Origin of the sequence: Natronosalvus vescus (assembly GCF_023973145.1) — an archaeon.
GTDB lineage: Archaea > Halobacteriota > Halobacteria > Halobacteriales > Natrialbaceae > Natronosalvus > Natronosalvus vescus.
Genome location: NZ_CP099546.1, coordinates 2,397,375 through 2,423,923, shown reverse-complemented (window position 1 = coordinate 2,423,923; position 26,549 = coordinate 2,397,375). Strand labels below are relative to the sequence as shown.

The following is a 26,549-nucleotide window of genomic DNA, read 5'->3' as shown; positions in this document are numbered from 1 at the left end:
GGTTCGCTGGCCTCCGTAATCCAGGTACGGAAACCATGCAAAGACGCAACCTGCGGGGGGTTAACTCTCCCGCTCGAGCGGTGACGTATCGACAGCGACGACAATCACTTTCACTTTCACTACGGGCATTTGGCCGACCGCTTTTATACCCCCGGCCATCTGTCCGGCTGATGCCTTCGAATAAGCAGGAGATCCGCTTAGCGGATCGCACGGATCGATGGCGGTACGTGTGCCCGCGTGGGCACCGATCGTGGGAGCCGACGAACTTCCACTTCTGGTGCCAGCAATGCGCGAGCAACTGGGCCGACGTCGATCCCGAGTTTGACGAGCTGCACGATCGCAAGACCGGCGAAATGGTCTCCCGGTCTGAGCTTATCCTTTCACCGGGAGAGGTCGATGAAACGCCCGAAAACGGAGGTGGTCACGCGTGAGCGACGAAAACGATTCCCTCGAGATCACAGTCGAACTCACGCGGGGAACCAGCACGGACGACCGCGACAAGATCCGTGCGAAAGTTTCCGCAGCGAGTGTCGACGAACTGGATCACAAAGTCGAGCAGGTTCGCGAACGGCTCGAGGATTGGGCTGAAGATCTGCGCGGTGTACAACCATCGGGCGAAACCGTTCGCGACCGGGCCGCTCTCGACGACGATCAAACCACGCTCGAAGAGGGTGCCGCATGAGCGACGATCGAGCCCTCGAGCGCCAGGCCGACGCCCTCGAAGCGATCGCCACCGAACTCCGCTACCAGAACGCGGTACTCGTCGAGATCGTCGCCGGCATGGACGACCTGTCGGCTCGAGTCGATCAACACCACTGTCCGGAGGGGCCGCCCCGTGATCGGTCGGGAACAGCCCTGCAGACGTGGATTCAAGACCGGCTTTTCGAGCGCGACCAGCTCGAAGACGGTGACCGCGACTACAGCGCTACCTGGGGACGCGCCGACAACTGGGGTGAATCCGATGACTGAGCACGAGCGGTTTTACTGGGCACGAGTCACGGACGTCGCCCGGGCGGCACTCCCGACGTTTCTCGCCGATGAGAAGACGTCGACAGAGGCCGTCAAGAGTGTGGGCTGTGGGCTTGGGCCAGCGCGCCGAGCCGATGCCGCCTGGATGGTCGAACTCATCGCCGAACGACTCGACGAGGACGAACGCACGGAACTCGTCGAAACCGGTCGGGCGGAGGCGAGTTCACCGTGAGCGGTCTCGAGCCGATCAGCCCGAGCGAGGCAGTCGATCTGTACCTCGAGGCCCGCGACGACGCCGCTGAAAACACCATGGAAGCGCAAACCTACCGTCTTCGCGCGTTCGTGATGTGGTGTGACGAGGAGGGAATTGCGAACCTCAACGAGCTGTCCGGTCGCGATATGTACGCCTACCGTGTCTGGCGACGCGAAGGCGGCTACTCCGGCCAGGAACTGAAGAACGTCACTCTCCGCGGCGAAATGGCGACGATGCGCGCGTTCCTTCGGTTCTGTGGTGAGATCGACGCGGTTCGAGAAAGCCTGTACGACCAGGTGCCGCTGCCTCGAAGCGACGGCGACGACGTGAGCGCTTCGACGCTCGATCCTGACCGAGCGATTGAAATCCTCGATTGGCTCGAGCAATACGAATACGCGAGTCGTCGTCACGTGATTGTCCTCTTACTATGGCACACCGGGTGCCGAGTCGGGGAACTCCGCGCGCTCGACATCGGTGACGTCGACCTCGAGGGCGATCGCCCTCGAGCGGACGGCCCGGCGATTCATTTCGTTCACCGACCGGAGAGCGATACGCCGCTCAAGAACAAGGAGAACGGGGAGCGATGGAACGCCATCGGCGCACACGTCGCGGGAGTCCTCGACGATTACATCAACGGGCCTCGAGAGAGCGTGACCGACGAGTATGGACGCGCACCGCTCGTGACGACGAGATTCGGCCGGGTTTCCATTTCGGCGTGTCGTGACACGCTGTACCGGGTAACTCGGCCGTGCTGGCGCGGTGTGGAGTGTCCTCACGAAAAGGACGTCGACACCTGCGAGTACACGTCCAACGGGAAGATGAGCAGGTGCCCGTCGGCTCGATCACCGCATGACGTTCGGAGCGGTCGGGTAACCGCTCACCGGTTGGCAGACGAGGATCGAACGCTCGTCGCCGATCGGATGAACGCGAGCGAGGAGATTCTTGACAAGCACTACGACCGGCGCAGCGAGCGCCAAAAAGCGGAGCAGCGACGGAGGTTTATTGAACTATGATCGGAATACACCAAGTTTATCGACAGACGGCATCGACCTCAACGAACGCCCATACGGGGAGAGCGGACTTCCTATCCAGCCGTTTTGTAGCAGAGAGGAATTCCTATGTATACGGAGGTAATGCGACCTCTACCGGCAGATTCACTTTTGGTCGAACAGGGGCGAAATGTGCACGCGTATCTCGAGCAGAGTGAAAACCGAACCGTCGCTACCCGAACTGTCGACGCGTAAAAGGGCGTTCGCAGTAGTTGCGGCGAAGCGATTCACCTGATGGCTCGGAACTGCGTACATCCGCAGGAACAGGTATCTGTCCCAATTGGGCGAATGCGTCCGTTCACGAGTTGTTTCGCTGCGTAGGCTGCCTCGCAGCGATCACACACGGCCACAACGCGGTTGTGGTCGCGCATGGCGATCACCCCACCACTACGAGGGGATAGGGGGGACTTCAATCCCCCTGAAAACCTGGATGGAGGTCACTCGAGGAAGATGGTCATCCCGACAGACACACCGAAACGATGCCAGACCGACTCACTCGGCGACGATCGACGCCACCTCGAGCAACCCGTCGACGTCGTACGTCGGCTCGACGGCCAGCGAAACGTCCGCGGTGTGGGGCCGCCGGACGAACGCCGAATCCATGCCCGCGTCGTGGGCCGCGGTCACGTCGTGCTCGCTGTCGCCGATGTACAACGCGTTCGTCGCCTCGAAGTCCGCGAGCGCGCGCTCGAGGTAGTGGGTGTTGGGTTTCTGGAGCGACAGACTCTCGAGGGTCTTCGGCCGCCCGTAGTACCGATCGAACCAGGGCTCGAGGTCGAAGTGCTCGAGGACGAACTCGATCGTGCTGTGGTGGTTGTTGCTGACGACGCCACACGGCTGCGCGATGGCGTCGATCGCCTCGAGGTCGTCGTAGCAGTCGCGACGCCCGGCTCTGAACTGCTCGAACTGGGATCGCTCGTCGTGATCCTCCCAGGTCGTCCAGAAGCGGTCGGGCTCGAGGTCGTACCGCCCACAGAGCTCCCGAACCCGGTCGGGAGAGACTCCAGCGACGAGCTCGTCGATCACACCGGAATCGACGTCGTCGACGCCCATCGCCGCAAACGCATCGCGCGTGGCCGTTGCCTGCGTCTCCGCCGGCGGCGGGGTCACGAGTACCCCGTCACTGTCGAACAACACGGTGTCGTACGTGGTCACTTCCTGACGTGTTTCGGCCAGGCCGATGATCGTTTCGGTCTCGAGACGCGCGACCCACCCCCAACGGCTACCTGGCTCGCGGGTGTAGATACGGGCCACGATCCACGAATGTCCCGAAACACGCCGAACCAGCCAGCGGCCGACACCGACGAGATCGACCACCCCTGGGTCTCCCGATTGTACGGCGCGATGACGCCGATGGAGTGGCTGTTTGCACCTCACCGCGAGTACCTCGCCGCCGATCTCTCCGGACGCGTGCTCGACGTCGGCGCTGGCACTGGCGGGATGTTCGAACCAGTCCTCGAGGCGACCGGCGGCGAGGGGATCGAGTACCACGCGGTCGAACCCGACGAAACGATGCGGAAACAGGCAATCGAAACGGCCCGGCAGGTCGGCCTCTCCGTGGACATCCGCGACGCGCGCGCCGAGGCACTTCCCTATCCCGACGCCAGTTTCGACGTCGTCCTCTCGAGTGCCGTCTTCTGTACCATCGCCGATCCCGAAACCGCCCTCGAGGAGGTCGCCAGGGTGCTCCGCCCCGGCGGCGAATTCCGGTTCCTCGAGCACGTCCGGGCCGACGGCTGGCGCGAGCGCGGGCAAGACCTCTGTAACCCGCTCTGGAACCACCTGGCGGGTGGCTGTAACGTCACCCGGGAGACGGTCGACCTGTTCGTCGCCCACGAGGCCTTCGAGGTGCTCGAGCTCGAGCGCGTTCGACTGGGTGTCTTTCCCGCCAGCCCGTTCTATCGGGGACGGTTGCGACGTCGACGATGACGATGATGATTGCGTCACGATGGCGGTGACGGTCACGGCGACGCCGGTGATCGCGTGCCTCGACCGAATCGCCGTAACCACCGCTGCTTTTGTCGCTGCCGGTCTCTCGTAGCGTATGGATACGGACGACCTTCTTCGGATGACGCCCGGCCCGACGGCGGTGCCCACGCGCGTCCGCGAACGAATGAGCGAACCGACTTGGAACCCCGACGTCGAACCCGAATTCGTCGAGTTCTACCGCGACCTCACCGAGAAACTCGAGCCACTCTACGGCGAGGGAGACATCGCGATCCTCGGTGGCGAGGGAATCCTCGGGCTCGAGGCCGCCGTCGCCTCGCTGGTCGCACCCGGTGACGACGTGCTGTGTATCGCCAACGGTCTCTACGGTGAGGGATTCGCGGACTTCGTCGAGCTGTACGACGGCGAGGCCACTGTCTGTGGCGGCAACTGGCGGGAGCCGATCGACCTCGAGGCGGTCGAGGACGAACTCGAGTCCGGTGAGTACGAGGTCGCGACGATGGTACACTGTGAGACGCCGACGGGAACGTTGAACGATCTCGAGCCGGTGCTCGAGGCCCTCGACGACCACGACGTCATCAGCGTCGTCGACGCGGTCTCCTCCCTCGGGGGGACACCCGTCCCGACCGACCTGATCGACGTCACGCTGGGGGCGACCCAGAAGTGTTTCAGCGCGCCGCCGGGACTCACCGTCTGTGCGATCAGCGACCGCGCCTGGGAGCGCATCGAGTCCGTCGAGCCCCGCTCGTTTTACGCCAGCCTCGCGCCCTGGCGGGACGTCCTCGAGGAGGAGTGGTTCCCCTATACCCACCTCGTCTCGAACCTGCTCGCGCTCGATACGGCGACCGATCTGTTGCTCGAGGAGGGGCTCGAAACGGTGTACGAACGCCACGAGGTCGCCGCCGAACGGTGTCGCGAGCGGGCAACGGAACTCGGACTCGACGTATACCCCGCCGACGAAGCGTTGGCCTCGCCGACGGTAACGGCACTCGACGTGCCCGGTCAGGCCACAGATCTCCAGGCGCGCGTGCGTGAGAAACATGGGATCCTCCTTTCGACGGGACTCGGCGAACTCGAGGACGATATCCTTCGAGTTGGGCACATGGGGCACAACGCCCGACTCGACCACGTCGAGCAAACGATGGACGCACTCGAGGCAGTGCTGAATTGAATACGCAGCTCTCAGAGAGTAGTTTTACAGTTGTCCAGTTTTGTCTCGAATACCGACGTCGAGAGACTCATTTTTACCGCAGCACGCTCGAGGCTCGCGTTCGTACCAGAGTAGCCGAAACGAAGTGGGAAGTGAAGCCGGGGAGAAGGGTGCTACTCCGCGAACTGCCACTCGGAACACATCAAACGAGTAAGCAACCTGACTCAAGCAGGGGGTGTATTACACAATATCAGCTGAAATAACGCGGAAAAATAAACAACTATTAAGGCATTTGAACGCACTGGGTGTGGGTAGACGTAGCATGACACAGGTGATATGGATCGTTGCCGCAGTACTGGTTACATTTACTGTCGGCTATGTGGGGTATTCACGGTACCTTGCGCAGTTCGTCGAACTCGACGCTGACAGGGAGACACCGGCGCACAAGTACGAGGACGGCCAGGAGTACGTCCCGTCGAAGAAACCGGTGTTGTTGGGGCATCACTACTCGAGTATCGCGGGCGGGGCACCGATCGTCGGCCCGATCACGGCCGGTGCGATCTGGGGCTGGGTACCGGCCCTGCTGTGGATCGCCATCGGAAACCCGCTGATGGGGGCAGTTCACGACTTCGTGTCGCTGTCGGGCAGCCTGCGACACGAGGGGAAGTCGATCGGCTACATGATCGGCGAGTACGTGGGCGAACAGGGGAAGAACATGCTGCTGTGGTTCGCGTTCCTGACGATTATTCTGGTCGTGGCCGTGTTCGCACTGGTCGTGGGCATTGTATTCAACGCGTATCCAGAGGTGACGACAGCATCGTTCCTCTACATCGCGCTCGCGCTGGTTTTCGGGGTCTACCTGTACCAGCTCGGAGCACCGTTCATCCCCGGGACGATCCTGTTCGTTCTGGGTGTGTTCGCGGCCGTCTGGGTCGGTATCCAGTACCCGGTCGCACTGTTCGAGCCAACAACCGAGCGCGCCGCTGATCTGGACAACCTAACGGTGCTGCTCAGTGGTGACGGCTCCTGGGTGCCCGGCGCAGCAGACCTCGGCGGCAACACGGCCGCCTGGATCCCGGTCGTCATGATCTACGGGGCAATCGCAAGTGCACTCCCGGTGTGGGTGTTGCTCCAGCCGCGCGATTACCTCTCGTCGTTCCTGCTGTACACCGGTGTCGGTGGGGCGATCATCGCGATCATCGTGGGCACGTTCCTCGGAACCTCGTCGGAACCGCTCGTCGTCGCCGACTCGATCGGCGCATTCGAAGGGTTCTGGGGCGTGGAAGCAGCCGGACTGGTACCGCTGTTCCCGCTGTTGTTCATCACCATCGCCTGCGGGACGATCAGCGGGTTCCACTCGCTGGTCTCCTCGGGGACGACCGCCAAACAGCTCGACAAGGAGACCGACGCTCGCCTGATCGGCTACGGCGGGATGCTCGGTGAAGGACTGCTCGCCGCGGTCGCCCTCGTAACCCTCGCAGTGGCGGGCTTACCTGATGTTGCAGGCGGCATCGGTGCTGCACTGCCGAACTTCGCAGCGGGCGGTGGCGTCATCTTCACGAGCCTCGGCATCCCTGAGACGGTGGGTGCCGTGTTCATGGCGCTCGTGCTCGTGAGCTTCCTGCTCACCTCGACCGACACGGCCGTTCGGCTGGGTCGATACATGATGGAAGAGATCGTCGGCACACCCGCAGGCATGACCGACAAAGGGCTCAGCGGCGACCCAGCGTCGTTCGCCCGCGGTCGATACACGAACCCGTTCGTTCAGATCGTTCCCGCCTACCTGCTCGTCATCTCCGGGCAGTGGGTCGTGCTCTGGCAGCTGTTCGGCGGCGCGAACCAGTTGCTCGCCGCACTGGCGCTCCTGACCGCGACGGTCTGGCTCGCCAACTGGGACGACAGCAAACAGCTCATCTCGACCGGCGTGCCGATGGCGATCATGGTGACGATCACCATTCTCGGATTGCTGGTACTGATCTTCTACGAGAACCTCTACCTGAACCTGATCGAGGGTGGCGCAGAGACCACGGAAGCGTTCATCTCGTCGATCGTGCAGATGGGGATCGGACTCGTGTTGATCACGCTCGCGCTCGCGCTCGTCAGATTGGGGTACCAGAACATCCGCGACGTTCGCGGCGGGCCAGAAACGCCTGCCGCGCCGGGCGACGACTGAGAAGACTGAACACCGACAACCGACTAACGCATTTTTTGGAAGCTGCACACTCGAGCCGCCGCTATGCACTCATATCGGTGGACGACGACAGGCTCGAGGAATCGCGAGAATCAGTCTCCGGAGAAGCGACTGCAGACACGGGCTCGGATTACCGCAAAGCACGTAATCGGCCGGAATACCATACCACTCCATTCGTAAAACCACGCTCGAGCGACCACCTTCACCGATCGCGTCCGAACGACCGGCTACCGCCAGAACCGTTTCGCAAACCGTGAGAGGACGCCTTCCTCGGGCGTGGTGACGTCCGCCCAGAGGGTGAACGCCTCGGCGACGTCGGCGGCCTCGCTGGCCACGTGGTCTTCGTCCGCCGGAACGACGACGGCGAGGTTGACGTCGTAGTGGCCGTAGTAGCCGAACTTCAACAGCGTCCGGTCGCGAAAGCCGGAGACGTACTCGCGGACGTCGTCGGTCAATTCGTCGGCGACGAGCACGAAGCTCACGTCCGTGCCGAAGTGTTCCTCGTCGGCGACGATTTGCTCGTCGGCCACCTCGTGTCCGAGGTCAACGAGGCGCTCGAGGTCGCGGACGGTCGGTCGGGGTGCACGACGAGCGAATAGGTACTCCTCGGCCTCGTGGTCGGCGTAGCTCAACGCCGGATGGAAGAATTGCTTCTGGGTAACGACGCGCATCTCGCCGTAGAGATCCCAGCGCTCCCCCTCGAGGCGGTAGTCCTTCTCGAGGTCGTAGCTGTAGATCAGTCGGTGAGCGACTCTGTCGAGGTACTCGTCGTCCCACTCGGGAACCTCCGCCCAGAGGTCGTCGGGCAGGTCGTCAGCTTCGGGCAGGTCGTCGGCTTCGGGTGCGTCCGGTTCGTTACTCATCTCACTCACGCCCTCTCGTTCTCGGGATCGTACACGTGTGCGTCGTCGTCAGCTGGTGGGGCACCAATGGCAAGCACCGTCACCGCCTCGTCCGCATCGGCCGGGTTGTACGCCCGATGGGGGCTCTCGGGATCGGCGACGAACAGCGAGTCCTGCTCGACGGTGTAGGTTTCGTCGGGCGTTTCGACCGATAGCGTGCCATCGACGACGTAGAACGCCTCCTGCTGGGTGTCGTGGTAGTGGTAGGCCAGCGGTATCTCCTCGCCCGGATCGGCACGAAACCGGTTGAGCGCCATTGCCTCGAGGCCGGCGGCCGCCGACAGCTTTCGGCACTCACACGGGCGATCCGGAGCGGGGTCGACCGTTTCCGGATCGACGACTCGGTATCCCATACCACAGGTACTCGCTTCGGGGAGCAAATAGGCGTCGGTGGATGCAGCCTCCACGAACCCCGTGCCTGCACTCGAGGCGGTACACTTTACCCCAGTGAGACGTACTACCATACAAGGAACGCCCATGGGAGGAAAGAAAACCGAATCGTGCGGCCGGTGTTCGATGTCGACCGTCGTCGACGCCGTCGGCTCTGACGACGAGAAGGCAGCCGATCGCGATCCGTTCGCCGGCGAGGCGATCGAGATTGACGACGCGACACTTCGGCGGATGTCCCCTGGCGCCTGGGCCGGTCGCGTGACGAGTCGCATCGATGCGAGTGTACAGCGGATTATTTACGGACGGTAGCCCGATCCAGTTCCGGTTCCAAGATTGACGGCAACTCGATCAGGAGTGGTGTCCACCGTTAGTGTAGTACAACTGAAACGGATTACACACTGATCTCCGATACGTCTGGCGATCAGGTGTGTACTGACGTACAGCGGCTACTATAGCCGCCGATATGAGAAGACGTTCGATACTCGAGCGAGCGCGTTTACGTGCCGTCCACTCGAGCGAGCGCCAACCGAGTTGCCAGTGATCGATTCCCACGTCACGACATCGTTACCGCGTAGGTCAACGCAAACAGGACGATCGCAGCCGTAGCGACGTTGATGAGGGAGTACTCGGCCATCCCTAGCAACGACAGTCCCCAGATGATCGTCCAGCCAAACAGCGTCGATAGGAGGGCGTTCAGTACAAACAGAACGCGAATATCGCCCTGTGACGAGGAGAGCCCCTCGCTGAACCCCCTGGATTTCTCATCCGCCTCCGGATCGCTCATACTCGAGAACGGTTCGTTCGACACTTAGCTCTTTGGCGCTCGACGGTGTTCGTCCCCCATGCGACTTCGGAACCACGAGGGGACGCCCGTCGACCCAGTCCCGTTTCTGGTCGTCGTCGGGCTTACCTTCATGTTCGTGCTCTCGTTCGGCCCACTGTACGGTCAAGCCCTGGGCGCAGGACTCGAGCTCTCGGTCGGCGTTTCGTTCGCGCTCTTTCTCGCCGTCGCGTTCGGCTCGTATTACTGGCAGGTCTGGACGGCGCGGCCGGAAACCGTTGGCGTCGTTCCCGCTAGCGTCCGTGCCGTCCGGCTGTTTTACCTCATGCTCGTCCTCGCCGTTCTGATGATTGGGCTCGCGATTCCGTTAATGCTCTGACCGGCGTGCCGTGACACCGAAAACAAGCAGCCTCGGAACTGTCAGCCTCGGTCAGGGCTCACGAAGAACGGATTCACCGCCCTGTTCGACGGGGAACGGGTCGTTATCGGGCTCGTCCACGGACTCGCCCCACTCGCCGTCCGTCACGAGCGCCGCCGAGAGCAACTCCCTGAGCGCCGACTCGTCGTAGTCGGTACCGATGAAGACGAGTTCCGTCCGTCGATCACCGTGTTCGTCGTCCCACTCGAGTTCGGGCCGGCTCGAGCGGTACATGTCGCGTTCGACGGCGGGCAGGCTCGCGATCCACGGCCCCTGTGCGGTGACGCGAACGGACGGCCCGGCCTGGGCGATGGCGACGCGCATCTCGTTGTCGGCGAGCCAGGCGGTACCTTTGGCGCGGACGATTTCGGGCGGAAGCTCGCGGAGGAACGCCGCGAATCGGTCGGGGTGGAAGGGGCGACGCCGACGGTAGACGAACGAGGAGACGCCGTACACCTCGTCGGGGTGGTAGTGGTTGTGTTCGTGCTTGTGGTGGGAGTTCTCGTGGCCGTCATCGTGACTATCAGCGTGCCTGTCCCCGTCATCGCCACCATGACCATGCTCGTGGCCGTCATCGTGACCAGCCTCGAGCGCCCGCTTCCACCCGGGGAGGTCACTCAGCCGCTCCTGTTCGAACAGACCACGACCGAGCAACTGGTCTGGGTCGACGGCCGAGAACTCGGTTGGGATCGTCTCCGCGTCAGGCTGAAGCGCCCGGACGAGTTCCGCCGCGTGCTCGAGTTCGGCGTCCGAGCACAGATCCGCCTTGTTGAGCAAGACGACGTTCGACACCTCGACCTGTTCGACGAGCAGATCCGAGAGCGGCCGGTCGTCGTCCTCGCCGCGGCGCTCTGGAACCGCCTCCCCCGAGAACGCCTCGAGGAACGCGGGCGTGTCGAGGACGGTCACGAGCGTATCGACCGTGTATTTGGCGGCGACGCGTGACTCGGTCGTGAACAACCGCGCGACCGGAGCAGGCTCGGAGATCCCCGAGGATTCGACGATCAGGTGATCGAACGAACGGTCGCGGGCCAACCTGACGACGGCCGTCTCGAGGTCGTCCTGGAGCTCACAGCAGATACAGCCGTTCGAGAGTTCGGCGATGCCGTCCTCGAGGTCGAGTTCCGAGCCCTCGGCGACGAGTTCGGCGTCGACGTTGACCTCGCCCATGTCGTTGACCAGCACCGCGAGCGTTCGATCGCCGGCGTTCGACAGCAGCTGGTTGAGCAACGTCGTTTTCCCGGCTCCGAGGCTGCCCGAGAGAATCGTGACCGGAATGCCCCCGTCCATATCCGTATCCATACGCAGTCACTGGAACCGAACCGTCTTGAAAGCGACCCTCACGATACCGCACCCCGAACGGAACCCTCGACAGCTTTTAGCCGCCCGGATGGCATGTACTGACATGGAACTGGCCGACCGGATCGAACGATACCGGGCGATCCTCGACGAGTGGCTCCGTGGGTTCTATCACGGACTGATCTCCCACCCCGCCTACGAGAAGATCGAAAAGGAAGCCGAGGACGCCGAGGACGCGTTCATGCTGGCGTGTTTCCCCGACGCGTTCGGCATCCCCTCGCCGGTCTCGTATTACACCGCCGAACTGCTCCCCTACCTCGAGGACGAGTTCGAAGCCTGGGAGCGACGGCTGTGGGATCGTGGGACGCTCCTCGAGCGAAAGGGCCAGCAGTATCACTTCTGATCGAACCATGGAACCATTCGTCTTCTTCGGCGGCAAAGGCGGGGTCGGTAAGACGACCGTCTCGTGTGCCTACGGGCTTCGCTGTGCTCGCGACGGCCTGCGGACGCTCGTCGTCTCGACCGATCCGGCCCACTCCGTCACCGACGTGTTCGACCAGCCGTTCGACGACACCCCCCAGCCCGTCGAGGGGATCGAGGGACTCGACGCGATGCAACTCGATCCCGAGGACGAGGTCATCCGCCACCTCGACGAGATTCGGCAGGATCTCTCCGAGCAGGTGTCGGCGGCGATGGTCAACGAGATCAACCGCCAGCTCGAGATGGCCCACGGCACCCCCGGCGCCTACGAGTCGGCCCTGTTCGACCGATTCGTGGACGTGATGCGCGATTCCGACGAGTACGATCGGGTCGTCTTCGACACCGCCCCCTCGGGGAGCACCCTCCGGCTGCTGGGCCTCCCGGAGCTGCTCGAGCAGTGGATCGACCGGCTCATGTACAAGCGACGAACCAGTATCGACCTCTTCGAGAAGGCGGCGATCGGCAAGAACGAACCCCGTCGCGTCATGGAGGGTGATCCCGTCCTCGCCCGCCTCGAGGGACGGAAGGCGTTCTTCGAGTACGCCGGCACCGCCCTGCGCGAAGACGCCGCGTTCTTCCTCGTGCTGAACCCGGACGAACTCTCCCTGAACGAGACCGAGCGCTCGATCGAGGAGTTCCAGGAGAAAGACCTCGCCGTTCGAGGTCTCATCGCCAACAAACTCACGCCCGAACCGGATCCGGACGAGAACGGCCGCGGGGCGCGCTACCTTCGCGAGCGCGTCAAGACCGAAAGCGCCCATCTCGAGACGATCCGGGAGACGTTCGAGCCGCCGCTGGTGGCCGAGATCGGGTGGCGTGTCGCGGAGGTCAAGGGTGATCTCCTCTCCGACGTCGCCGAGGAACTCGAGATCGAGACGAGCGTCGAAGCGCCGACGTCCGTCTGAGTTCCGGACACGACCGATGATCTCGAGCGGAGACAGACAGGTGGAACTTCGACACGGATCCGCCTCGAGAGTTCCCTGTTCCTGCCCACGCCAAGTCGAGAGTTCCCTGTCCCGGACTGCGTCAAGAGCAGACTGCAGACCCGGTCGTCGACGTCCGGAACGTCGTTCGAACCGTTCATTTTGAGAAAACTACCGACCCGATACGTTAGCAGGACAACTATTATTACTGCAGGACTGGTCAAAACGCGTACAGATGCCTCGTATCGCCATCGTCGTCGTCATCGCCCTCCTCGTCACGACGGCAGGGTGCCAGGCGCTCGAGTACGGCGACGACCGCGAGCCCTATGAGGTCGACGACGCGTTCACCGGGGACGAATTCGAAACCGAGCAGCCAGCCGGGATAGCAGACGACGAACTAACGAGTGGCATCGCACTCGAATCCGAACACCGCGAGCAACTCGATGCGCAGCCCCATCGGGAGAAACGGCTGACCACGTTCAAAAACGAGTCCGGAGAGCGCATCGAGACGTGGGTCGAAACGCGAAGCGTCGCTGGCGGCGGCGCGCCCGCGTTGGTCGACGTCGAAATCGGTGGCCCCGTCGCGGAGTCACATCACCGCTACACCACACGAGAGCGCTGGTACGATGGCGAGACAACGGTGCTGAAACTCGTGGACGAAGACGGCAACACGACGTACGTCGAGGAATCCGAAAGCGGCGTCGACCCGGCGATGCCGATATCGCTCGCCGACGTCGCCCAGGTAGTCGATACCGTCGAACGTGAGGGAGGTCACTATCGACTCACCGGAACCGCGTCGACGTTCGACTCGTATGAGAACCTCTCGGTGGAGCTCTTCCTCACCGATGCTGGACTCGTCGAGTACTACCACGTCGAGGGGATTATTCCGGCCGAATCCGAGTATCACCAGTTCGAACATTTCGTCGAAATCGAACCTAACGAGGGCGGCCCCGCCGAACCCGATTGGCTGGACGAAGCCGAGTCCAGTCTCGAGCACGGTTCCTGAGAGGGGCGCACGACGGACGATGCCCGCTGGAGGCCACGGTCCTCGAGCCCTGAACCTGCAGGTTCAACGGTAAGGGCGGGGACGAGTCTAGACCGCGTATGAGCAAACCAGACGATCGGCCGACGGAGACGCCGACGGAGGATTCCGAGGACGCCCGCCAGGAAGGACGGTGGATGGCACGCAACTGGCTCGCCGTCGCCGTCGTCTCGATCTTCACGATGGTGGTGCTCGCGCTGGCCATGCTACAGGCGACCGGCCTCATCGAGGTTCCCGTACCGTTCACCGAAGCCGAAGGCGGGCAGTGGGCCGTTCTCGCAGTGATCGCGGTCGTCGTGCTTGCGACTGGGGCCTGGAGTTGGAAGGCCCTCGTGTAGCCACAGACCCAGCGTGTCACGTCCAGTCATGCCATAGCAGGAACGAATCAAAACCCGTTTAGTCGATACGCTCTCACGACTGACAATGAGCAGGAGTTATCGGATCGGACTCGTCGGCAAACCCTCCGTCGGCAAGTCCTCCTTTTTCAACGCGGCGACGATGAACGACGTCCCCGAGGGGGCCTACCCGTTCACCACGATCGACCCCAGCGTCGGGGAAGCATACGTCCGGGTCGAAGACGCCGCCCCCGAATTCGGCGAAGTGTCGACCCCCAGCGTCGGCTACCTCGAGGGCGACGTTCGTTTCGTCCCGACGAAACTGGTCGACGTCGCCGGGCTGATCCCCGGCGCCCACGAGGGCAACGGCCTCGGTAACCAGTTCCTGACCGACCTGAACGAAACCGACGTCCTAATTCACGTCGTTGACTTCGCCGGCGAGACGACCCTCGAGGGCGAACCCACCGAGGGCCACGACCCCCGCGAGGACATCGACTTCCTCGAGACCGAACTCGACCAGTGGTATCTCGGCATTCTGGAGAAGGGGATCGAGCGCTACGCCTCGGGGTACACGACCGAGGACGACGCCATCGAGGCCGATCTCGCCGAGCAGATGAGCGCGTTCAAAACGAACGAGGACGAGCTCAAGCTCCTGATCCGCCGCGTGGGGATCGGCTTCGACCCCGAGGAGTGGGACGACGCGGACAGACTCGAGTTGGCCCGCGAAATCCGCAAGACGACGAAGCCGATGCTGATCGCGGCTAACAAGATGGACACCCCGGAGGCGCAGGCCAACTTCGAAGCGATCACGAGCGACCCCGAGTACAAACACCTCACGATCGTTCCCTGCAGCGCCCACGCCGAAAAGGCGCTCAAGACGGCGGACGAGGCCGGCGTCGTCGACTACCGACCCGGCGACGACGACTTCGAAATTACTGGGGACGTCTCCCCCGAACAGGAGCAGGGACTCGAGCAGATTCGCGAATTCGTGACCGAGTACGGTGCGACGGGCGTCCAAGCGGCGCTCGAGACCGCGCTGTTCGACGTGCTCGGCGTCATCCCGGTGTTCCCCGGCGGGGCGAACGGCCTGGGGAACGAACGCGGCGAGGTATTGCCCGACTGCTATCTGATCCCGCCGGAGTCGACAGCGGAGGACTTCGCCTACAGCCTGCACTCCGATATCGGCGACGGTTTCCTCTACGCCATCGACTGCCGGAGCAACCGCCAGCTCGGCAAGGAGTACGAGGTCGAGCCACGGGACGTGATCGAAGTCGTCACGACGAATTGAGTTCGGGGCGACTGACCGACCGGCAGTCGATTGTTTTCGTAGCGTCTCGAGTTGGCGAGACGCGTACGCAATTGCCGCACCGAGATGCCCGTCCAGCTGTGAGATGTATCGACGGGACGTTCGTCGAGATGCAACAAGTACTCACCAATGGGCCGACTGGACACAGCTAATGGATCTCCCGCGGTCGCTCGAGCCCTACCGCCTCTCGAAACCGGAGCTCGCCGTCTTCGTCTCCGGCGTGACGAGTATGGGCCTCGAGATCCTCGCCGTACGTATCGTCGCCCCGCAGTTCGGCAGCCACATATACACCGTGGGCGGCCTGCTGACGGTCTTTCTCGCCGCGCTCAGCCTGGGCTACTGGCAGGGTGGAAAACTAGCCGATACGGCGTCGAACCGCCAGATGACCTGGCTCCTGCTGGGAACGGCCGTCTACATCGCGATCGTCATCTACGCCAGCGACATGCTGCTGTATTACACGGCGACGATCCCGCTCTCGCCGCGGTACGCATCACTGCCGGCGATCATCATCCTCTTTGGCCCGCCGACGTACCTCCTCGGATTCATCAGCCCCTACTCCGCCGAGCTGTCGACCAAGGAAGGGATCGGCGCGGCCTCCGGCCACGTCTACGCCCTCGGAACCATCGGGAGCATCATCGGTGCCGGCGCGACCACGTACCTCCTCATCCCGGCGATGTCGGTCGATCAAATCGGGTTACTCTTCGGGGTAATTCTCGTCGGAACCGCACTCGTACTGAGCCTTCCTCGTCCATCGAAACGCACCGTGGTCGCCGTCGCCGCCATCTCCATCCTGCTCGTCGCCTCGACCAGCAGCGCCTCCCTCGGTCTCGACCCCCGCGGCGAGATCGTTTACGAGACCCAGACCCCCCACCAGCAACTCGAGGTGGTCGACAACGGCGACGTCCGGACGATGTACTTAGACGGTGCTCGCCACAGCGCGACCGACCTCGAGGATCCCGACCGGAACGTGTTCACCTACACGCGGTACTTCCACCTGACCATGTTGCTCGCGGACGACCCGAACGACGTCGACCGCGTGTTGTTCATCGGCGGCGGGGGCTACACCGGCCCGCAGCACTTCGAGGAATACTACGACGTGACCATCGACGTCGTCGAAATCGATCACGAGGTGACCGCCGCCGCCGAGCGGTACTTCGGCCTCGAGCAATCCGACAACCTGCGAGCGCACGAGGGCGACGGTCGCCAGTTCCTCTACAACAGCGACGAGCAGTACGACGTGATCGTCCTCGACGCGTTCAAACGCGACCAGGTTCCCTTCGAGATGACCACGCTCGAGTTCATGTCGCTCGTCGACGACAGCCTGAGCGACGACGGCATCCTGCTGGCGAACGTCATCTCCGCCCCCGATGGCTCGGCCTCGGAGTTCTACCGCGCCCAGTACAAAACGATGGACGAAGTGTTCCCGACCGTCTACAGCTTCCGCACCTCCGACGCCCCCGCCGTGCAGAACATCCAGTTGATCGCGACGAAAGACGAGATGCGGCTCTCAGCGGCCGACCTCGAGCGTCGGAACCAGGATCGAACCCTGCCAATCGACCTCACTGACGAAATAGACAACGCCATGGCCGAACCGGCAACTGACGACGTACCGGTTCTCAAAGATGACCGGGCGGCCGTGGACGCGTTGCTCGATCCGATGCTGGGCCAGCAGTACGTGATCGAAGAGACCGACACGACGCCAGGGGCAGGGAGCACGAACGCGACCTCAGCCTCGGCCTCACCCTCGAGTGCGGACTGAGTGCGGGTCGGCTCGAGTCGGGGGCGTGGAGCCCGTTCATCGTCAGGTGACGCCGTCAGCGTTACCAACAGCGACAGTATCGGTGGCAAGTAGCGCCAGCGGCAGCGTCAGTGTCAGTGGCTCTGTTGAATTCCATAGCTGTCAACAGGGTTTGGCAACTATGCTGCATACACAGCGCGGAATGCAGCACCACCCAATTCAGTGATTCGCTAAATCCACTCGAGAAGGAATGTGTTGAGGGAGAACTCACTGCAGGTCTTCAGGCGTGAATTCTGGTGTAAATATGATCTTGACGTCGTCGAAAACCTCGTCGCGCATCTGATCGAGTTCCTCAGATTGGGATGGCTCATCGTTCCACCACTCTTACGCTGCGTCCGCGGATGAAAATTCGGCAACGATGGTGTGGGCATAATCCCATTCGCCTTCGACCGATTCAGGGTCGAATTCGTAGATCAGTAACGTGCCGCCGTATTCATCCACGGTGGCTCGTGTGGCCGGAAGATACTCGTTCACATACCGATTCATGTCCGCGATTCCCTTACCCGATAGGACGTACTCTTTGGGCATGATGTCGCCGCTACGGCCGGCATCGGCAAGCGACAGGCACGTTATCACACCGCACAGCGTGTTTAGGCGTCTGTTACTTCGATTGTCCCAAATTTGTCAGATCGTTCTGGCGTTGCTGCCTACAGCGCAATGTTGCACGAAGCTCGGCATCGTCTTCGAAAGTAGTGATCGTTCAATGCAGGATAACTACTCAGTATTCGGTCGCTTCAAGATATTCTTCACGTGAAATGGCATATCTATGAACGTCAGCAACCGTGTCCGTCAGCGGAATCCAATTCCGGAGAAGACCCTCGTATTGACCTCCATACCGTTCGACGTACTTGTTGATTGCCCGTCGAGACTTCTCGTTCCCGTCGATGTGGGCGGCGACGACGAGTTCGAGATCAAGTCGGTCGAACGCCACGGAGAGCAGGGCGTCGGCTCGTTCGCCGGAGTACCCCCGGCCCCAGAATCGCTTCTCGAGAAGAATACCAAGGTTCGCAGATCGGTTTTTCCAGTCCGGCTACAGTCCCGTCGTTCCGGCGATGACGTCCGCACCGTCTTCTCCCTCGTTCGGTCGGATCACGTACTTCGCCCCCTCAACGTCGTCCCATAGCTGTTCGGCCTCGTCTACGTAGTCGTACGTCTCTTTCACCGTCTCGTGGGGCGACGAATCCCAGTACTCGAACAGCTCCTCCGCGTCGTCTCCATCGGCGTAAAGTTCGTGAAGTTCGAAGACGTCGACGGTATCGTGGGAGATTCGTTCGAATCTGAGTCGTTCCGTCTCGATGTGTTCGGGAAACATTCAATCTCAACTTCAGTTATCGATCGCCTGTCTCTGTCCACCAGCGTCCGTCCACGCGGCGATCCCACCATCGAGGTACCGAACGCGATCGTATCCCAGTTCCTGAGCCCGCTGGGCAGCGAGTGCCGAACGCGCTCCACTCGCACAGTAGAAGATTATCTCGGCCGCGTCGTCGAGTTCACACACGTACCGTGGATTGTCGGGATCCAGATGAGCCTCGAGCCGTCCCCTGGACGCGTGGATGGCTCCGGAAACCATCCCGTCAGACAGCTCGACAGCGTCGCGGACATCGATGAAGAGAACGCCGGTTTCGCCGACCATATCGATCGCTTCCGCTGGCGTATACGTCCCGACGCTGGCTTCGGCCGCGCGAACCAACTCCTCGTATCCAGGCTTGACACCATTCTTGTGCCGGGGCCGCTGTACCCTGGATGGCCTACGCTGGTCGGTCTCACTCATGGCCTGTGCCTCCGTCAGCCCGTTCCGATTCGGACGGCCTGACGCTGTGATTGCGGCTGAATACGTTCGTCGGGTCGTATTGGTCTTTCAACTCGATTAATCGGTCGGTCGTCTCGTCGCCTCGGGGTGACCGCTCGGAGTCGATGTCGTCCGCCTCGCCAAGTCCAGGGAAGTTTCGATAACCCCCGCCCGGTGAGTGGATCTCCATGTCCCGCTGGAAGGATCGCGCCCAGTCGAGAACCGCCTCGTCTGCCTCGGGGTCATCCCACTTGCAGTCGAGGGCGAGGAGGTACGGATGCTCTCGACCGCTGAAGGCCGTGGCGTGTTCCGGGACGTCGGCGATCGCACCACCCAGGTTCCAGACGTAGTAGAGGATCCTCGGATCCGGACGCGATCCCTCCCGGTCGACGATGTCGGTGATTGTGTCGTCGTCGAGCGAATCGAGGTAGACCGATCCCTGGTAGTACCGGTGCTTCTGGGCCGGGAAAAACGGATCGAACCCCTGCTGGAGGTCGAGGTATCGCGTTCGACCGCTGAAGTCGAACAATGGCGAGCCGAATTCCCGAAGCGGGCGGAGGAGTTCCTCGCCCTCTCTGTCGTCGCCGGAATGGACGGCGGTGATGATGGCAACCGACTTGTTGTGATACTCCTCCGGGAAGTGGGGATCCTCGGGAACCCCCCAGATGATCGCTTCGCCGCTCACGGTTCGTGGCGCGGTCTCGACGAAGTCGCGCCAGGTCTCGAAGGCCGCCGTCGCGTCCTCGATCGGGTGCCACGTCTCGACCGTGGCCAACTCGGTTCCGATCTGATGTGCTTCGAACTCAAAGGCGGTCACGACGCCGAAGGCACCGCCGCCCCCGCGTACCGCCCAGAAGAGGTCGGTATGCTCATCCTCGCTGGCGGTCAGGAAGCGGCCGTCGGCGGTGACCAGATCGACCGAGACGAGGTTGTCGCAGGTCAGCCCATACGCTCGTCGGAGGTGGCCGTATCCGCCGCCGAGTGTGAGGCCCGCGACGCCAGTGTGGGAAACGACCCCACCAGGAACGGCCAGTCCGAACGACTGGGTCGCGTGATCGACGTCTCGCCAGGTGGCACCACCGCCGACGCGGACGCGCCGTGCATCCGGGTCAACGTCGACCCAGTTCATTGGGGAGCAGTCAATGACGATCCCGCCGTCACAGGTTCCGAGACCCGCGGCGTTGTGTCCGCCGCCACGAACGGCGACGACCAGGCCCTCGTCGCGGGCGAACGCGACCGCGGCGATGACGTCGGCGACATCTCGACAGCGGGCGATTGCGGCGGGTTGTTTGTCGATCATGCCGTTCCAGACGCAACGTGCTTCTTCGTAGTCGGAATCCTTGGGCCGTATGACGTCGCCGAAGACGTCCGCATCGAACTTGTCGATTGGGTCGTCTGTATCTGCGTCAGACACCATGCGAGACGATCCGACCGCGAAACCGTTATAGATTCCCGCTGAAAGAATTTCACTGCCTAAAATCTTTCACGTCGTGAAACACAGACCGGTCGACGGACGGCGATTCGGACTACTTGAGCGACGGTAGCGATCCGCGTTCGTAGCCGTCTTCGAGCGGCTGGGATTCCGTACGGAACCGATCGTAGTAGGACTCCGCCCACCTCCGCGCGTCGGCACTGGACGTTTCGACGAGCGCCTGTAATCCACCCTTCTCGTGATCGTAACAACAGATGGTCACCCGATCGTCGAAGATACAGATTTCGAATCGATCGTCGATCGGCAGATCATCGTGGAGCAACACGGTGTAGCTTTCGCTATCAGCGGCCGCCATGATGGTTTCTGTGTCCCCCCACGACAAGAGTTCCTCGAACACTTCCGGCGAATAAATGTACTCACACTGGAATTTATCTTGCTGGTCGAGGAACCGATCGAAAGAGGCCTCTAACGTCCGTAATCCCAACATCGCCACTCCAACCCCGCGCCACGTAGATGTATCCGTTATCAGCTCGAGCCGGCGTTCCGTCGGCTTGTCGGGATAACCGGGACCCGGGTATGTGACGTCAACGTCCGAAAATAGCTCAGCACTGAATCCATCGAATTCGTGAGGTAACCAGTGCCAGACCTCTCGCAGCTGTTGCTCTATCGTCATCGCATCCACGAACTCCGATAGTCGGTCGGCAACGAACTCGCCCAGGCCCGTCAGCTGGGCCATCCTGCTTTCCCGTTCGATCCAGTTGCGCTCCTCGAAGTCAGCGAGTATCCGGCTTATGGTTGGTGAAGAAGCTCCCGTTGCGGATCGCAACTCATCACGGTCACTCGGCCCCGTGGCCAGTGTACCAAGTACGGCTACGCGGTGATCCGAGGTGACGAGAAATTCGATATCGTCTGGTGTCGCATCCATGGTCATGGTATGTGTTATCACTCATTAATGGTTCAGGTAACATCCGCAATGATGGGTACGCCCGGGAAGATCTACTGACGCAATTTCAGCGCAGACCGATCGGAACAAACGAATCTCAATTTGGTTCATCCAATCACCGTATGTTGCACGCCGATTCTGACAGCAGATCGGTAGTTCGTCGAGCCTCCAAAAGAGACAGGACACAAATCGGTCACGAGACCGCACCTGTATCATGGCCGTGCGTAAACAGAAGAGAACGCCTTTGCTGACGTGAACAGAAGGGGCAGTATCGATGTATCTCGTTACGTTCCGTCTCGAGCCGGGAGCATACGACAAAGAGTTCCACGAGCTGAACGATGCAATACAGGCAGTCGCCGAAGGGACAGACGGGTATCGTGGCAAACGCACGTGGCACGCCCCCGGGAGTGAGGAGATTCTCGTTGCCTACTACTGGGAGTCGCTGGATGCACTCGAGTCGTTTGGGACGGATGCAGACCACAAAACGGCGAAAGCCCGCTGGACGGAGTGGTACGATGCGTACGAGGTTACCATCACAGAAATCATCGACGCGTACGGGAGTGGCTTCGGTGATGACGCAGACCCACCGCAGTAAGATACCATTCATCTCACATTACTACCTGTCCAAAACACATGTTCGGCGTTTGCTGCGTTCAGCCTCCGTATTCAGTACCCCCTTGCAATCAATATTCAGTACCCTCCTGCAATCACTTCTGAAGGAGTTCAACAGTGCCGTGCCAGTCCCACTCACTCCTCCACCGATTCGCACAGTTTTTGAGCCTCGAGGCGCAAGAATGGCTATTGAATGATCTCGAAGGGCTGTGAGCAGTGTGCGAAAGGCGGCAAGATGGTGCTGTTCGTGTACGGCTACTGCGATCAGCGCGACTGCTTTTACTGCCCGCTCGGCGAGACCCGCAAGAACGTGACCGACGTCTACGCCAACGAACGCCTCGTCGAGGACGACGAGGACGTGCTCACCGAGGCCCACCGGATGAACGCCCTCGGCACCTCCATCACGGGCGGGGAGCCACAGGAGGCCCTCGAGCGCACCTGCCACTACCTCTCCCTGCTGAAAGAGGAGTTCGGTGAGGATCACCACACCCACCTCTACACCGGCATCCCCGGTGGCCGCGAAAACATGCGCCGCCTCTCGGAGGCCGGCCTGGACGAGATCCGCTTTCACCCGCCCCTCGAGCAGTGGGGCGACCTCCACGGCACCGAGTGGGAGGAAATCCTCTACATTGCGCGCGAGGAGGGGCTGACGCCGGCGTTCGAGATTCCCGGCATCCGCGCCGAGACGGAGTTCCTCGAGTTCCTCGACGAGGGTGCCGCCGACTTCTGTAACGTCAACGAGTTCGAGATGTCCCACGGGAACTTCCGCCGGATGCAGGAGAAAGGGTTCGAACTCAAGGAGGGGCACATGAGCGCCGTTGACAACGACCGGGACGGCATCCTCGAGGTGATGGGCGACCATCCGAAGGTGTACTTCTGCACCTCGGTGTTCAAGGACGCCGCCCAGCACCGACGGCGACTCAAGCGAATGGCGCGAACGGTTCGCCGGGAGTTCGACGACATCACCGATGACGGCACCCTGGTGTACGGAAAGACACGCGCCGACCCCACCCGGTTCGAGGCCCTGGGCGTTCCCGAGGAGTTCTACACGATCAAGTCGAATCACGTCGAGATTGCCTGGTGGTTGCTCGAGGAGATGATCGAGGAAGGGGACGTCGACGACGGGGAGATCGTCGAGCAGTATCCGACGTACGATGGGCAAGTTGTCGAGCGGACGCCGCTGGTGTAGGGTTGCACCGCGAGCGAACGGCGTGAGCGAGCGTTTTTGGTGCAGATTTTTGCGGGAGTGGTGAGCGAGTGTCGCGAGCGAATCCCGACCGGAAAAAGGTGCATGTGGCAGGTGGTGGAGCGGACGCCGCTAGCGTACGGTCACTGCCGGCCGGGAAACGTCGTGAGCGTGCGCTTTTTTACTCGAGAACTCAGTCCGAGCGCCGAACCCGATTAACGGCCGGAGTCGCCGTAATCCCGTGGACGACGATCGAGATCACGACGACGGTGCCGACCAACGCCCAGAGGAGATCGGCGTCGGTAAACGCGGCTTCGTTCAGGCCGTGAGAGAGGTAGTAGAACGAGCCGATTCCCCGAATGCCGAAGAACGCGATCACCCCTTGACTCGACCAGTCGGCGTCGAAACCGACGAGACCGATCACCCCGGCCAGCGGCCGGACGAGAAACACGATCGCGATGGCGGCGATCAACGCCTCGACGGTGAGCGGAGCGAGGAGGCCGCCGACGATAGCGCCGCCGAAAAATACCATGATCACGCCCATCGCGATCTGTTCGGCGAGTTCGCTGATCTCGTGCAGCGACTCGTTGTACTCGTGGGTGCGTTCGGAGTCGCGGATCGTGACGGCAGCGACGAACACGGCGATGAACCCGTACCCGCCGGCCAACTCGGTAAGGCCGTAAATGACGAGTGTTCCGGCGACCGCCTCGAGTCCCTGAACGGATTCGGCGATTTCGGTCTCGGGTTCGGTCGCGAAAACCAACTTGGCCGTGACCCAGCCGAGAACGACGCCCAGTGCGACACCAACCACGATCCGATATCCCACGTCGACGAGTATCCACTCGCCTACCCAGTTCGTCGGCGATAGGCCGACGAGTGCAACGGCGATCGCCAGGTTCGTGAACGGAAACGCGAACCCGTCGTTCAGGCCGGCCTCCGAGGAGAGCGCGAACCGAACCTCGTCCTTCCCACTCAACCCCGTTTCTGAGAGTTCTTCCTCCTGACCTTTACCCGGTTCCTCGACTTGCACCTCCGACGCCAGCACGGGATCCGTGGGGGCGATGCAGGCCCCGAGAAGTATCGCCGTCGGTGCGAGGAGGCCGACGTACCACCACCCCAGAAATGCCGCCCCCGCGATCGACAACGGCATCGTGATAGCGAGCAGACGCCACGTCGACGACCACTCGCGAAGCCCCGGCGGCCGATCGATCTTCAGGCCGACCGCCATCAGTGCGATGATGACGCCGAACTCGGCCAACCGTTCCGTGGTCTCCCCCTGCTCGAGTGGATCCGGTGGCGGCAATCCGACGGGTAACCCGAACGCGAGCATACCGAAGCCGACGAAGACAATCGGGAGCGAAATCGCTCGACCCGCGGCGAAACGCGGAAGCACGGCGACGCCGAACAGGACGATTCCGATCACGACCAGGCCGATATCGTACAACTCGAGCGTCACGTAGACGCTCAATACGAGGACGCGTAAAAAATGGAAACCCGACAGTAGCAAGCACAGAGACGTTGATTCGGAAACCGGTACTCCGTGACATGGGAGACTCACCACCGGGGGATCGAACGAGGATATCGCGACGAGGAGCCCTGCGTCTCGGCGGACTCGCCAGCGCCGCGTTGCTCGCGGGCTGTACCGAGGAGGTTGGCCAGGAATTGCCGCCGAATACGAAGTGGCCGACCACCGACCTGTCGCCGGAACTCCCGGTTCGGGAACGAACCGACATCCTTGCGGAGCGCATCGAGGAGATGGCCGACGAGGACATCGACGATGTCGAGGCGTTCGCGGCCGCGTTCGACGAGTACGCCCTCGAGGTCGAAGCCGTCGAACAGGTGAGCGACGTCCTTTCGATCGAGTACGTGAACACGTTGCTTTACGAGGAGGGTAATCTCCACGACGTCGCCCCGATAGCCGGCGCCTACGCCGCCCTCATCGAGAACGGGAACGACTTCGCGGCGCTCGCGATCACGATTCTCGACGCCGCACCGGCCTCCTTCGGAAGCGCGACGGTCGAGACGGACTGGGCGGCCCGATTCAACGCGGGCGACCTCTCCGCGGCTGAGTACGGCGAACTCGTGGCGACGACGGTCGAGTCGAAGCGTCATCCGCCCGAGGTCGGCGTCTCGCCGGAGGAATAGCGATCCGGTTTCCGCCCGAACCGACGTATTACGGCCCCGTCAGGTGGAGCCGTGGCGAAAAACGCGCTGGCAAATCGTACGTCGAAAAGAGGGTTTTTGCCCACCGGATCCCTGAGACGGAGCTAATGTCTCAGCGAACGCTCGAGCAACACCCGTGTCGGCGACCGCGTCGACGGTGGTATCTATGACGACCGACCTCACCGAGATCACGGTCGTCGGGGGAGACGACACCGGGTTGATCGCCCGGGTGACAACCCTGCTGTTCGAGCACGGCTGCAACATCGAGGATCTGGATCAGGCCGTTCGCGACGGCGTCTTCCGGATGTGCCTCGCCGTCGACACCAGTGATATGGGCTGTACGGAGGCCACGTTACGAGCCGATCTCGAGGAACTGGGCGACGACCTGGGGCTCGACGTCCAGGTGCGATTCCCCGCCGATCGCGACAACCAGCAAATCGCCGTCCTCGTGACGAAGGAGAGCCACTGTCTCGAAGCACTGTTCGAGGCCTGGGCGAACGACCGGCTCGGTGCCGATATCAGCGTCGTCATCGGGAACCACGACACGCTGGAGCCGGTGGCCGACCACTACGACGTGCCGTTTCACGACATCGGCGGGGAGAACGGGCAGCAGAACGAGGACGAACTCCTCGCATTGCTCGCCGAGTACGACGCCGACCTGATCGTACTCGCCCGTTATATGCGGATTCTGAGTCCGAACGTCGTCTTCCGGTACGAGGATCGGATCATCAACGTCCACCCGTCGTTGTTGCCGGCGTTCCCCGGTGCGGAGGCCTACCGACAGGCGATCGAGGAGGGTGTTCGCGTCGCCGGCGTCACCGCCCACTACGTCACCACGGATCTCGACCAGGGGCCGGTCATCGCCCAGCGGGCGTTCGACGTGCCCGACGACGCCGACCTCGCGGCGATGAAAGCCCGGGGACAGCCACTGGAGGCCGAAGCCTTGCTCGAGGCGGTGCAGCTTCACCTCAACGGCGACGTGTCGGTTCACCGTGGCAGGACGACGGTGCGGGAGAACGGCACTGGCTACCAGCTCGGCCTCCCGCCGGAACTCGAGGACGTGACGCCGGATCGGCCGGTCGATGGACTCACGAGTGCGCTGGGCGATGACTGAGAGTGATTCGTGGAACTGTCGAGACACTCGAGGCAAGCCGTTACCACTCGAGTGTCACAGGACTTCCACGAATCGCT

Annotated in this window: 29 protein-coding genes and 1 pseudogene; 19 read left to right on the top strand and 11 right to left on the bottom strand. The window is 62.3% G+C overall.

Annotation, left to right across the window (positions count from 1 at the left end; all coding sequences use genetic code 11):
• Window positions 1-427: 427 nt before the first annotated feature.
• Genes NGM68_RS11565 through NGM68_RS11550 form a run of 4 tightly spaced genes read left to right on the top strand, consistent with a single transcriptional unit; the run spans window position 428 to window position 2,235 of the window.
• The gene (locus NGM68_RS11565; RefSeq protein ID WP_252698281.1) at window positions 428-682 is read left to right on the top strand and encodes a DUF7389 domain-containing protein; all 255 of its coding nucleotides are present in this window, start codon (window positions 428-430) and stop codon (window positions 680-682) included.
• Window positions 679-969: a hypothetical protein gene (locus tag NGM68_RS11560; RefSeq protein ID WP_252698280.1), complete on the top strand. Its 291-nt coding sequence runs from the start codon at window positions 679-681 to the stop codon at window positions 967-969. The genes NGM68_RS11565 and NGM68_RS11560 overlap by 4 nt, the downstream gene beginning before the upstream one ends.
• Window positions 962-1,201, top strand: coding sequence for a hypothetical protein (locus tag NGM68_RS11555; RefSeq protein ID WP_252698279.1), 240 nt, complete (start codon window positions 962-964; stop codon window positions 1,199-1,201). The genes NGM68_RS11560 and NGM68_RS11555 overlap by 8 nt, the downstream gene beginning before the upstream one ends.
• On the top strand, window positions 1,198-2,235 hold the full coding sequence (locus NGM68_RS11550) for a tyrosine-type recombinase/integrase (RefSeq protein WP_252698278.1): 1,038 nt from the start codon (window positions 1,198-1,200) through the stop codon (window positions 2,233-2,235). The genes NGM68_RS11555 and NGM68_RS11550 overlap by 4 nt, the downstream gene beginning before the upstream one ends.
• Window positions 2,236-2,763: 528 nt before the next feature.
• On the opposite strand, the gene NGM68_RS11545 is transcribed toward NGM68_RS11550, so the two are convergent.
• Window positions 2,764-3,426, bottom strand: a complete 663-nt coding sequence (locus tag NGM68_RS11545; protein WP_425493618.1) for an HAD family hydrolase — start codon at window positions 3,424-3,426, stop codon at window positions 2,764-2,766.
• 108 nt (window positions 3,427-3,534) lie between these two features.
• Here NGM68_RS11545 and NGM68_RS11540 point away from each other — a divergent pair, with 108 nt between their 5' ends.
• The 3 genes from NGM68_RS11540 to NGM68_RS11530 all read left to right on the top strand — a co-directional run bounded on the left by NGM68_RS11540 (window position 3,535) and on the right by NGM68_RS11530 (window position 7,541).
• Window positions 3,535-4,200: a class I SAM-dependent methyltransferase gene (locus NGM68_RS11540; RefSeq protein ID WP_252698277.1), complete on the top strand. Its 666-nt coding sequence runs from the start codon at window positions 3,535-3,537 to the stop codon at window positions 4,198-4,200.
• Between the two features lie 115 nt (window positions 4,201-4,315).
• Window positions 4,316-5,389: a pyridoxal-phosphate-dependent aminotransferase family protein gene (locus NGM68_RS11535; protein ID WP_252698276.1), complete on the top strand. Its 1,074-nt coding sequence runs from the start codon at window positions 4,316-4,318 to the stop codon at window positions 5,387-5,389.
• A gap of 301 nt (window positions 5,390-5,690) precedes the next feature.
• On the top strand, window positions 5,691-7,541 hold the full coding sequence (locus NGM68_RS11530; RefSeq protein ID WP_252698275.1) for a carbon starvation CstA family protein: 1,851 nt from the start codon (window positions 5,691-5,693) through the stop codon (window positions 7,539-7,541).
• A gap of 245 nt (window positions 7,542-7,786) precedes the next feature.
• Here NGM68_RS11530 and NGM68_RS11525 read toward each other — a convergent pair whose 3' ends face one another.
• Both NGM68_RS11525 and NGM68_RS11520 read right to left on the bottom strand, forming a co-directional pair.
• Entirely contained in the window at window positions 7,787-8,422 is a 636-nt protein-coding gene (locus NGM68_RS11525) for a DUF8052 family protein (protein ID WP_252698274.1), read from the bottom strand.
• A 5-nt stretch (window positions 8,423-8,427) separates the two neighbouring features.
• Window positions 8,428-8,814 carry a cupin domain-containing protein gene (locus NGM68_RS11520; RefSeq protein ID WP_252701418.1) on the bottom strand — a complete coding sequence of 129 codons (387 nt, stop codon included), beginning with the start codon at window positions 8,812-8,814 and terminating at the stop codon, window positions 8,428-8,430.
• 124 nt (window positions 8,815-8,938) lie between these two features.
• Here NGM68_RS11520 and NGM68_RS11515 point away from each other — a divergent pair, with 124 nt between their 5' ends.
• Window positions 8,939-9,160, top strand: a complete 222-nt coding sequence (locus tag NGM68_RS11515) for a DUF8007 family protein (protein ID WP_425493564.1) — start codon at window positions 8,939-8,941, stop codon at window positions 9,158-9,160.
• A 244-nt stretch (window positions 9,161-9,404) separates the two neighbouring features.
• Here NGM68_RS11515 and NGM68_RS11510 read toward each other — a convergent pair whose 3' ends face one another.
• Window positions 9,405-9,635 (bottom strand): DUF8107 family protein, encoded by a 231-nt coding sequence (locus tag NGM68_RS11510; protein ID WP_252698272.1) that lies wholly within the window; start codon window positions 9,633-9,635, stop codon window positions 9,405-9,407.
• Window positions 9,636-9,693: 58 nt separating this feature from the next.
• On the opposite strand from NGM68_RS11510, the gene NGM68_RS11505 reads away from it, so the two are divergent.
• Window positions 9,694-10,011 carry a hypothetical protein gene (locus tag NGM68_RS11505; RefSeq protein WP_252698271.1) on the top strand — a complete coding sequence of 106 codons (318 nt, stop codon included), beginning with the start codon at window positions 9,694-9,696 and terminating at the stop codon, window positions 10,009-10,011.
• A gap of 51 nt (window positions 10,012-10,062) precedes the next feature.
• Here NGM68_RS11505 and NGM68_RS11500 read toward each other — a convergent pair whose 3' ends face one another.
• Window positions 10,063-11,352, bottom strand: coding sequence for a CobW family GTP-binding protein (locus tag NGM68_RS11500; RefSeq protein WP_252698270.1), 1,290 nt, complete (start codon window positions 11,350-11,352; stop codon window positions 10,063-10,065).
• Window positions 11,353-11,455: 103 nt separating this feature from the next.
• Here NGM68_RS11500 and NGM68_RS11495 point away from each other — a divergent pair, with 103 nt between their 5' ends.
• The 6 genes from NGM68_RS11495 (at window position 11,456) to NGM68_RS11470 (ending at window position 17,194) form a co-directional block, all read left to right on the top strand.
• Window positions 11,456-11,752, top strand: a complete 297-nt coding sequence (locus NGM68_RS11495) for a DUF7990 family protein (RefSeq protein WP_252698269.1) — start codon at window positions 11,456-11,458, stop codon at window positions 11,750-11,752.
• A gap of 7 nt (window positions 11,753-11,759) precedes the next feature.
• A complete protein-coding gene (locus NGM68_RS11490) occupies window positions 11,760-12,734 on the top strand; it encodes an ArsA family ATPase (protein ID WP_252698268.1) in 975 nt (324 codons plus the stop codon).
• A gap of 253 nt (window positions 12,735-12,987) precedes the next feature.
• On the top strand, window positions 12,988-13,758 hold the full coding sequence (locus tag NGM68_RS11485) for a hypothetical protein (protein ID WP_252698267.1): 771 nt from the start codon (window positions 12,988-12,990) through the stop codon (window positions 13,756-13,758).
• Window positions 13,759-13,856: 98 nt separating this feature from the next.
• A complete protein-coding gene (locus NGM68_RS11480) occupies window positions 13,857-14,132 on the top strand; it encodes a hypothetical protein (protein ID WP_252698266.1) in 276 nt (91 codons plus the stop codon).
• 85 nt (window positions 14,133-14,217) lie between these two features.
• A complete protein-coding gene (locus NGM68_RS11475; protein WP_252698265.1) occupies window positions 14,218-15,417 on the top strand; it encodes a redox-regulated ATPase YchF in 1,200 nt (399 codons plus the stop codon).
• A 169-nt stretch (window positions 15,418-15,586) separates the two neighbouring features.
• Window positions 15,587-17,194, top strand: coding sequence for a spermidine synthase (locus tag NGM68_RS11470; protein WP_252698264.1), 1,608 nt, complete (start codon window positions 15,587-15,589; stop codon window positions 17,192-17,194).
• 363 nt (window positions 17,195-17,557) lie between these two features.
• On the opposite strand, the gene NGM68_RS11465 is transcribed toward NGM68_RS11470, so the two are convergent.
• From NGM68_RS11465 to NGM68_RS11445, 5 genes and pseudogenes are all read right to left on the bottom strand, one after another.
• On the bottom strand, window positions 17,558-17,761 hold the full coding sequence (locus NGM68_RS11465) for a DUF1330 domain-containing protein (RefSeq protein WP_252698263.1): 204 nt from the start codon (window positions 17,759-17,761) through the stop codon (window positions 17,558-17,560).
• Between the two features lie 190 nt (window positions 17,762-17,951).
• Window positions 17,952-18,545 (bottom strand): annotated as a pseudogene (locus NGM68_RS11460) (GNAT family N-acetyltransferase).
• Between the two features lie 12 nt (window positions 18,546-18,557).
• Complete coding sequence (locus NGM68_RS11455) at window positions 18,558-19,004, bottom strand: rhodanese-like domain-containing protein (RefSeq protein WP_252698262.1); 447 nt, start codon at window positions 19,002-19,004, stop codon at window positions 18,558-18,560.
• Window positions 18,997-20,439 carry an FAD-binding oxidoreductase gene (locus NGM68_RS11450; RefSeq protein ID WP_252698261.1) on the bottom strand — a complete coding sequence of 481 codons (1,443 nt, stop codon included), beginning with the start codon at window positions 20,437-20,439 and terminating at the stop codon, window positions 18,997-18,999. The genes NGM68_RS11455 and NGM68_RS11450 overlap by 8 nt, the downstream gene beginning before the upstream one ends.
• A gap of 109 nt (window positions 20,440-20,548) precedes the next feature.
• Window positions 20,549-21,379 (bottom strand): helix-turn-helix transcriptional regulator, encoded by an 831-nt coding sequence (locus tag NGM68_RS11445; RefSeq protein WP_252698260.1) that lies wholly within the window; start codon window positions 21,377-21,379, stop codon window positions 20,549-20,551.
• A 292-nt stretch (window positions 21,380-21,671) separates the two neighbouring features.
• On the opposite strand from NGM68_RS11445, the gene NGM68_RS11440 reads away from it, so the two are divergent.
• Window positions 21,672-21,992: an antibiotic biosynthesis monooxygenase family protein gene (locus NGM68_RS11440; RefSeq protein ID WP_252698259.1), complete on the top strand. Its 321-nt coding sequence runs from the start codon at window positions 21,672-21,674 to the stop codon at window positions 21,990-21,992.
• A 210-nt stretch (window positions 21,993-22,202) separates the two neighbouring features.
• Window positions 22,203-23,198: a radical SAM protein gene (locus tag NGM68_RS11435; protein WP_252698258.1), complete on the top strand. Its 996-nt coding sequence runs from the start codon at window positions 22,203-22,205 to the stop codon at window positions 23,196-23,198.
• Window positions 23,199-23,388: 190 nt separating this feature from the next.
• Here the strand turns inward: NGM68_RS11435 and NGM68_RS11430 are convergent, their stop codons facing one another.
• On the bottom strand, window positions 23,389-24,651 hold the full coding sequence (locus NGM68_RS11430) for a cation:proton antiporter (RefSeq protein ID WP_252698257.1): 1,263 nt from the start codon (window positions 24,649-24,651) through the stop codon (window positions 23,389-23,391).
• A gap of 89 nt (window positions 24,652-24,740) precedes the next feature.
• Between NGM68_RS11430 and NGM68_RS11425 the strand changes: the two genes are divergently transcribed.
• Window positions 24,741-25,340, top strand: coding sequence for a DUF8159 domain-containing protein (locus tag NGM68_RS11425; RefSeq protein WP_252698256.1), 600 nt, complete (start codon window positions 24,741-24,743; stop codon window positions 25,338-25,340).
• A gap of 184 nt (window positions 25,341-25,524) precedes the next feature.
• Entirely contained in the window at window positions 25,525-26,472 is a 948-nt protein-coding gene (locus NGM68_RS11420; protein ID WP_252698255.1) for a formyltetrahydrofolate deformylase, read from the top strand.
• Window positions 26,473-26,549 lie beyond the last annotated feature (77 nt).

Bases quoted from the DNA above. Each gene is read 5' to 3' on its own strand.
- NGM68_RS11560 (WP_252698280.1), top strand. From the start codon at position 679: ATGAGCGACGATCGAGCCCTCGAGCGCCAGGCCGACGCCCTCGAAGCG.
- NGM68_RS11555 (WP_252698279.1), top strand. From the start codon at position 962: ATGACTGAGCACGAGCGGTTTTACTGGGCACGAGTCACGGACGTCGCC.
- NGM68_RS11540 (WP_252698277.1), top strand. From the start codon at position 3,535: ATGTCCCGAAACACGCCGAACCAGCCAGCGGCCGACACCGACGAGATC.
- NGM68_RS11535 (WP_252698276.1), top strand. From the start codon at position 4,316: ATGGATACGGACGACCTTCTTCGGATGACGCCCGGCCCGACGGCGGTG.
- NGM68_RS11530 (WP_252698275.1), top strand. From the start codon at position 5,691: ATGACACAGGTGATATGGATCGTTGCCGCAGTACTGGTTACATTTACT.
- NGM68_RS11525 (WP_252698274.1), bottom strand. From the start codon at position 8,422: ATGAGTAACGAACCGGACGCACCCGAAGCCGACGACCTGCCCGAAGCT.
- NGM68_RS11520 (WP_252701418.1), bottom strand. From the start codon at position 8,814: ATGGGATACCGAGTCGTCGATCCGGAAACGGTCGACCCCGCTCCGGAT.
- NGM68_RS11515 (WP_425493564.1), top strand. From the start codon at position 8,939: ATGGGAGGAAAGAAAACCGAATCGTGCGGCCGGTGTTCGATGTCGACC.
- NGM68_RS11510 (WP_252698272.1), bottom strand. From the start codon at position 9,635: ATGAGCGATCCGGAGGCGGATGAGAAATCCAGGGGGTTCAGCGAGGGG.
- NGM68_RS11505 (WP_252698271.1), top strand. From the start codon at position 9,694: ATGCGACTTCGGAACCACGAGGGGACGCCCGTCGACCCAGTCCCGTTT.
- NGM68_RS11500 (WP_252698270.1), bottom strand. From the start codon at position 11,352: ATGGATACGGATATGGACGGGGGCATTCCGGTCACGATTCTCTCGGGC.
- NGM68_RS11495 (WP_252698269.1), top strand. From the start codon at position 11,456: ATGGAACTGGCCGACCGGATCGAACGATACCGGGCGATCCTCGACGAG.
- NGM68_RS11490 (WP_252698268.1), top strand. From the start codon at position 11,760: ATGGAACCATTCGTCTTCTTCGGCGGCAAAGGCGGGGTCGGTAAGACG.
- NGM68_RS11485 (WP_252698267.1), top strand. From the start codon at position 12,988: ATGCCTCGTATCGCCATCGTCGTCGTCATCGCCCTCCTCGTCACGACG.
- NGM68_RS11480 (WP_252698266.1), top strand. From the start codon at position 13,857: ATGAGCAAACCAGACGATCGGCCGACGGAGACGCCGACGGAGGATTCC.
- NGM68_RS11475 (WP_252698265.1), top strand. From the start codon at position 14,218: ATGAGCAGGAGTTATCGGATCGGACTCGTCGGCAAACCCTCCGTCGGC.
- NGM68_RS11470 (WP_252698264.1), top strand. From the start codon at position 15,587: ATGGATCTCCCGCGGTCGCTCGAGCCCTACCGCCTCTCGAAACCGGAG.
- NGM68_RS11465 (WP_252698263.1), bottom strand. From the start codon at position 17,761: ATGCCCAAAGAGTACGTCCTATCGGGTAAGGGAATCGCGGACATGAAT.
- NGM68_RS11455 (WP_252698262.1), bottom strand. From the start codon at position 19,004: ATGAGTGAGACCGACCAGCGTAGGCCATCCAGGGTACAGCGGCCCCGG.
- NGM68_RS11450 (WP_252698261.1), bottom strand. From the start codon at position 20,439: ATGGTGTCTGACGCAGATACAGACGACCCAATCGACAAGTTCGATGCG.
- NGM68_RS11445 (WP_252698260.1), bottom strand. From the start codon at position 21,379: ATGGATGCGACACCAGACGATATCGAATTTCTCGTCACCTCGGATCAC.
- NGM68_RS11440 (WP_252698259.1), top strand. From the start codon at position 21,672: ATGTATCTCGTTACGTTCCGTCTCGAGCCGGGAGCATACGACAAAGAG.
- NGM68_RS11435 (WP_252698258.1), top strand. From the start codon at position 22,203: ATGATCTCGAAGGGCTGTGAGCAGTGTGCGAAAGGCGGCAAGATGGTG.
- NGM68_RS11425 (WP_252698256.1), top strand. From the start codon at position 24,741: ATGGGAGACTCACCACCGGGGGATCGAACGAGGATATCGCGACGAGGA.
- NGM68_RS11420 (WP_252698255.1), top strand. From the start codon at position 25,525: ATGACGACCGACCTCACCGAGATCACGGTCGTCGGGGGAGACGACACC.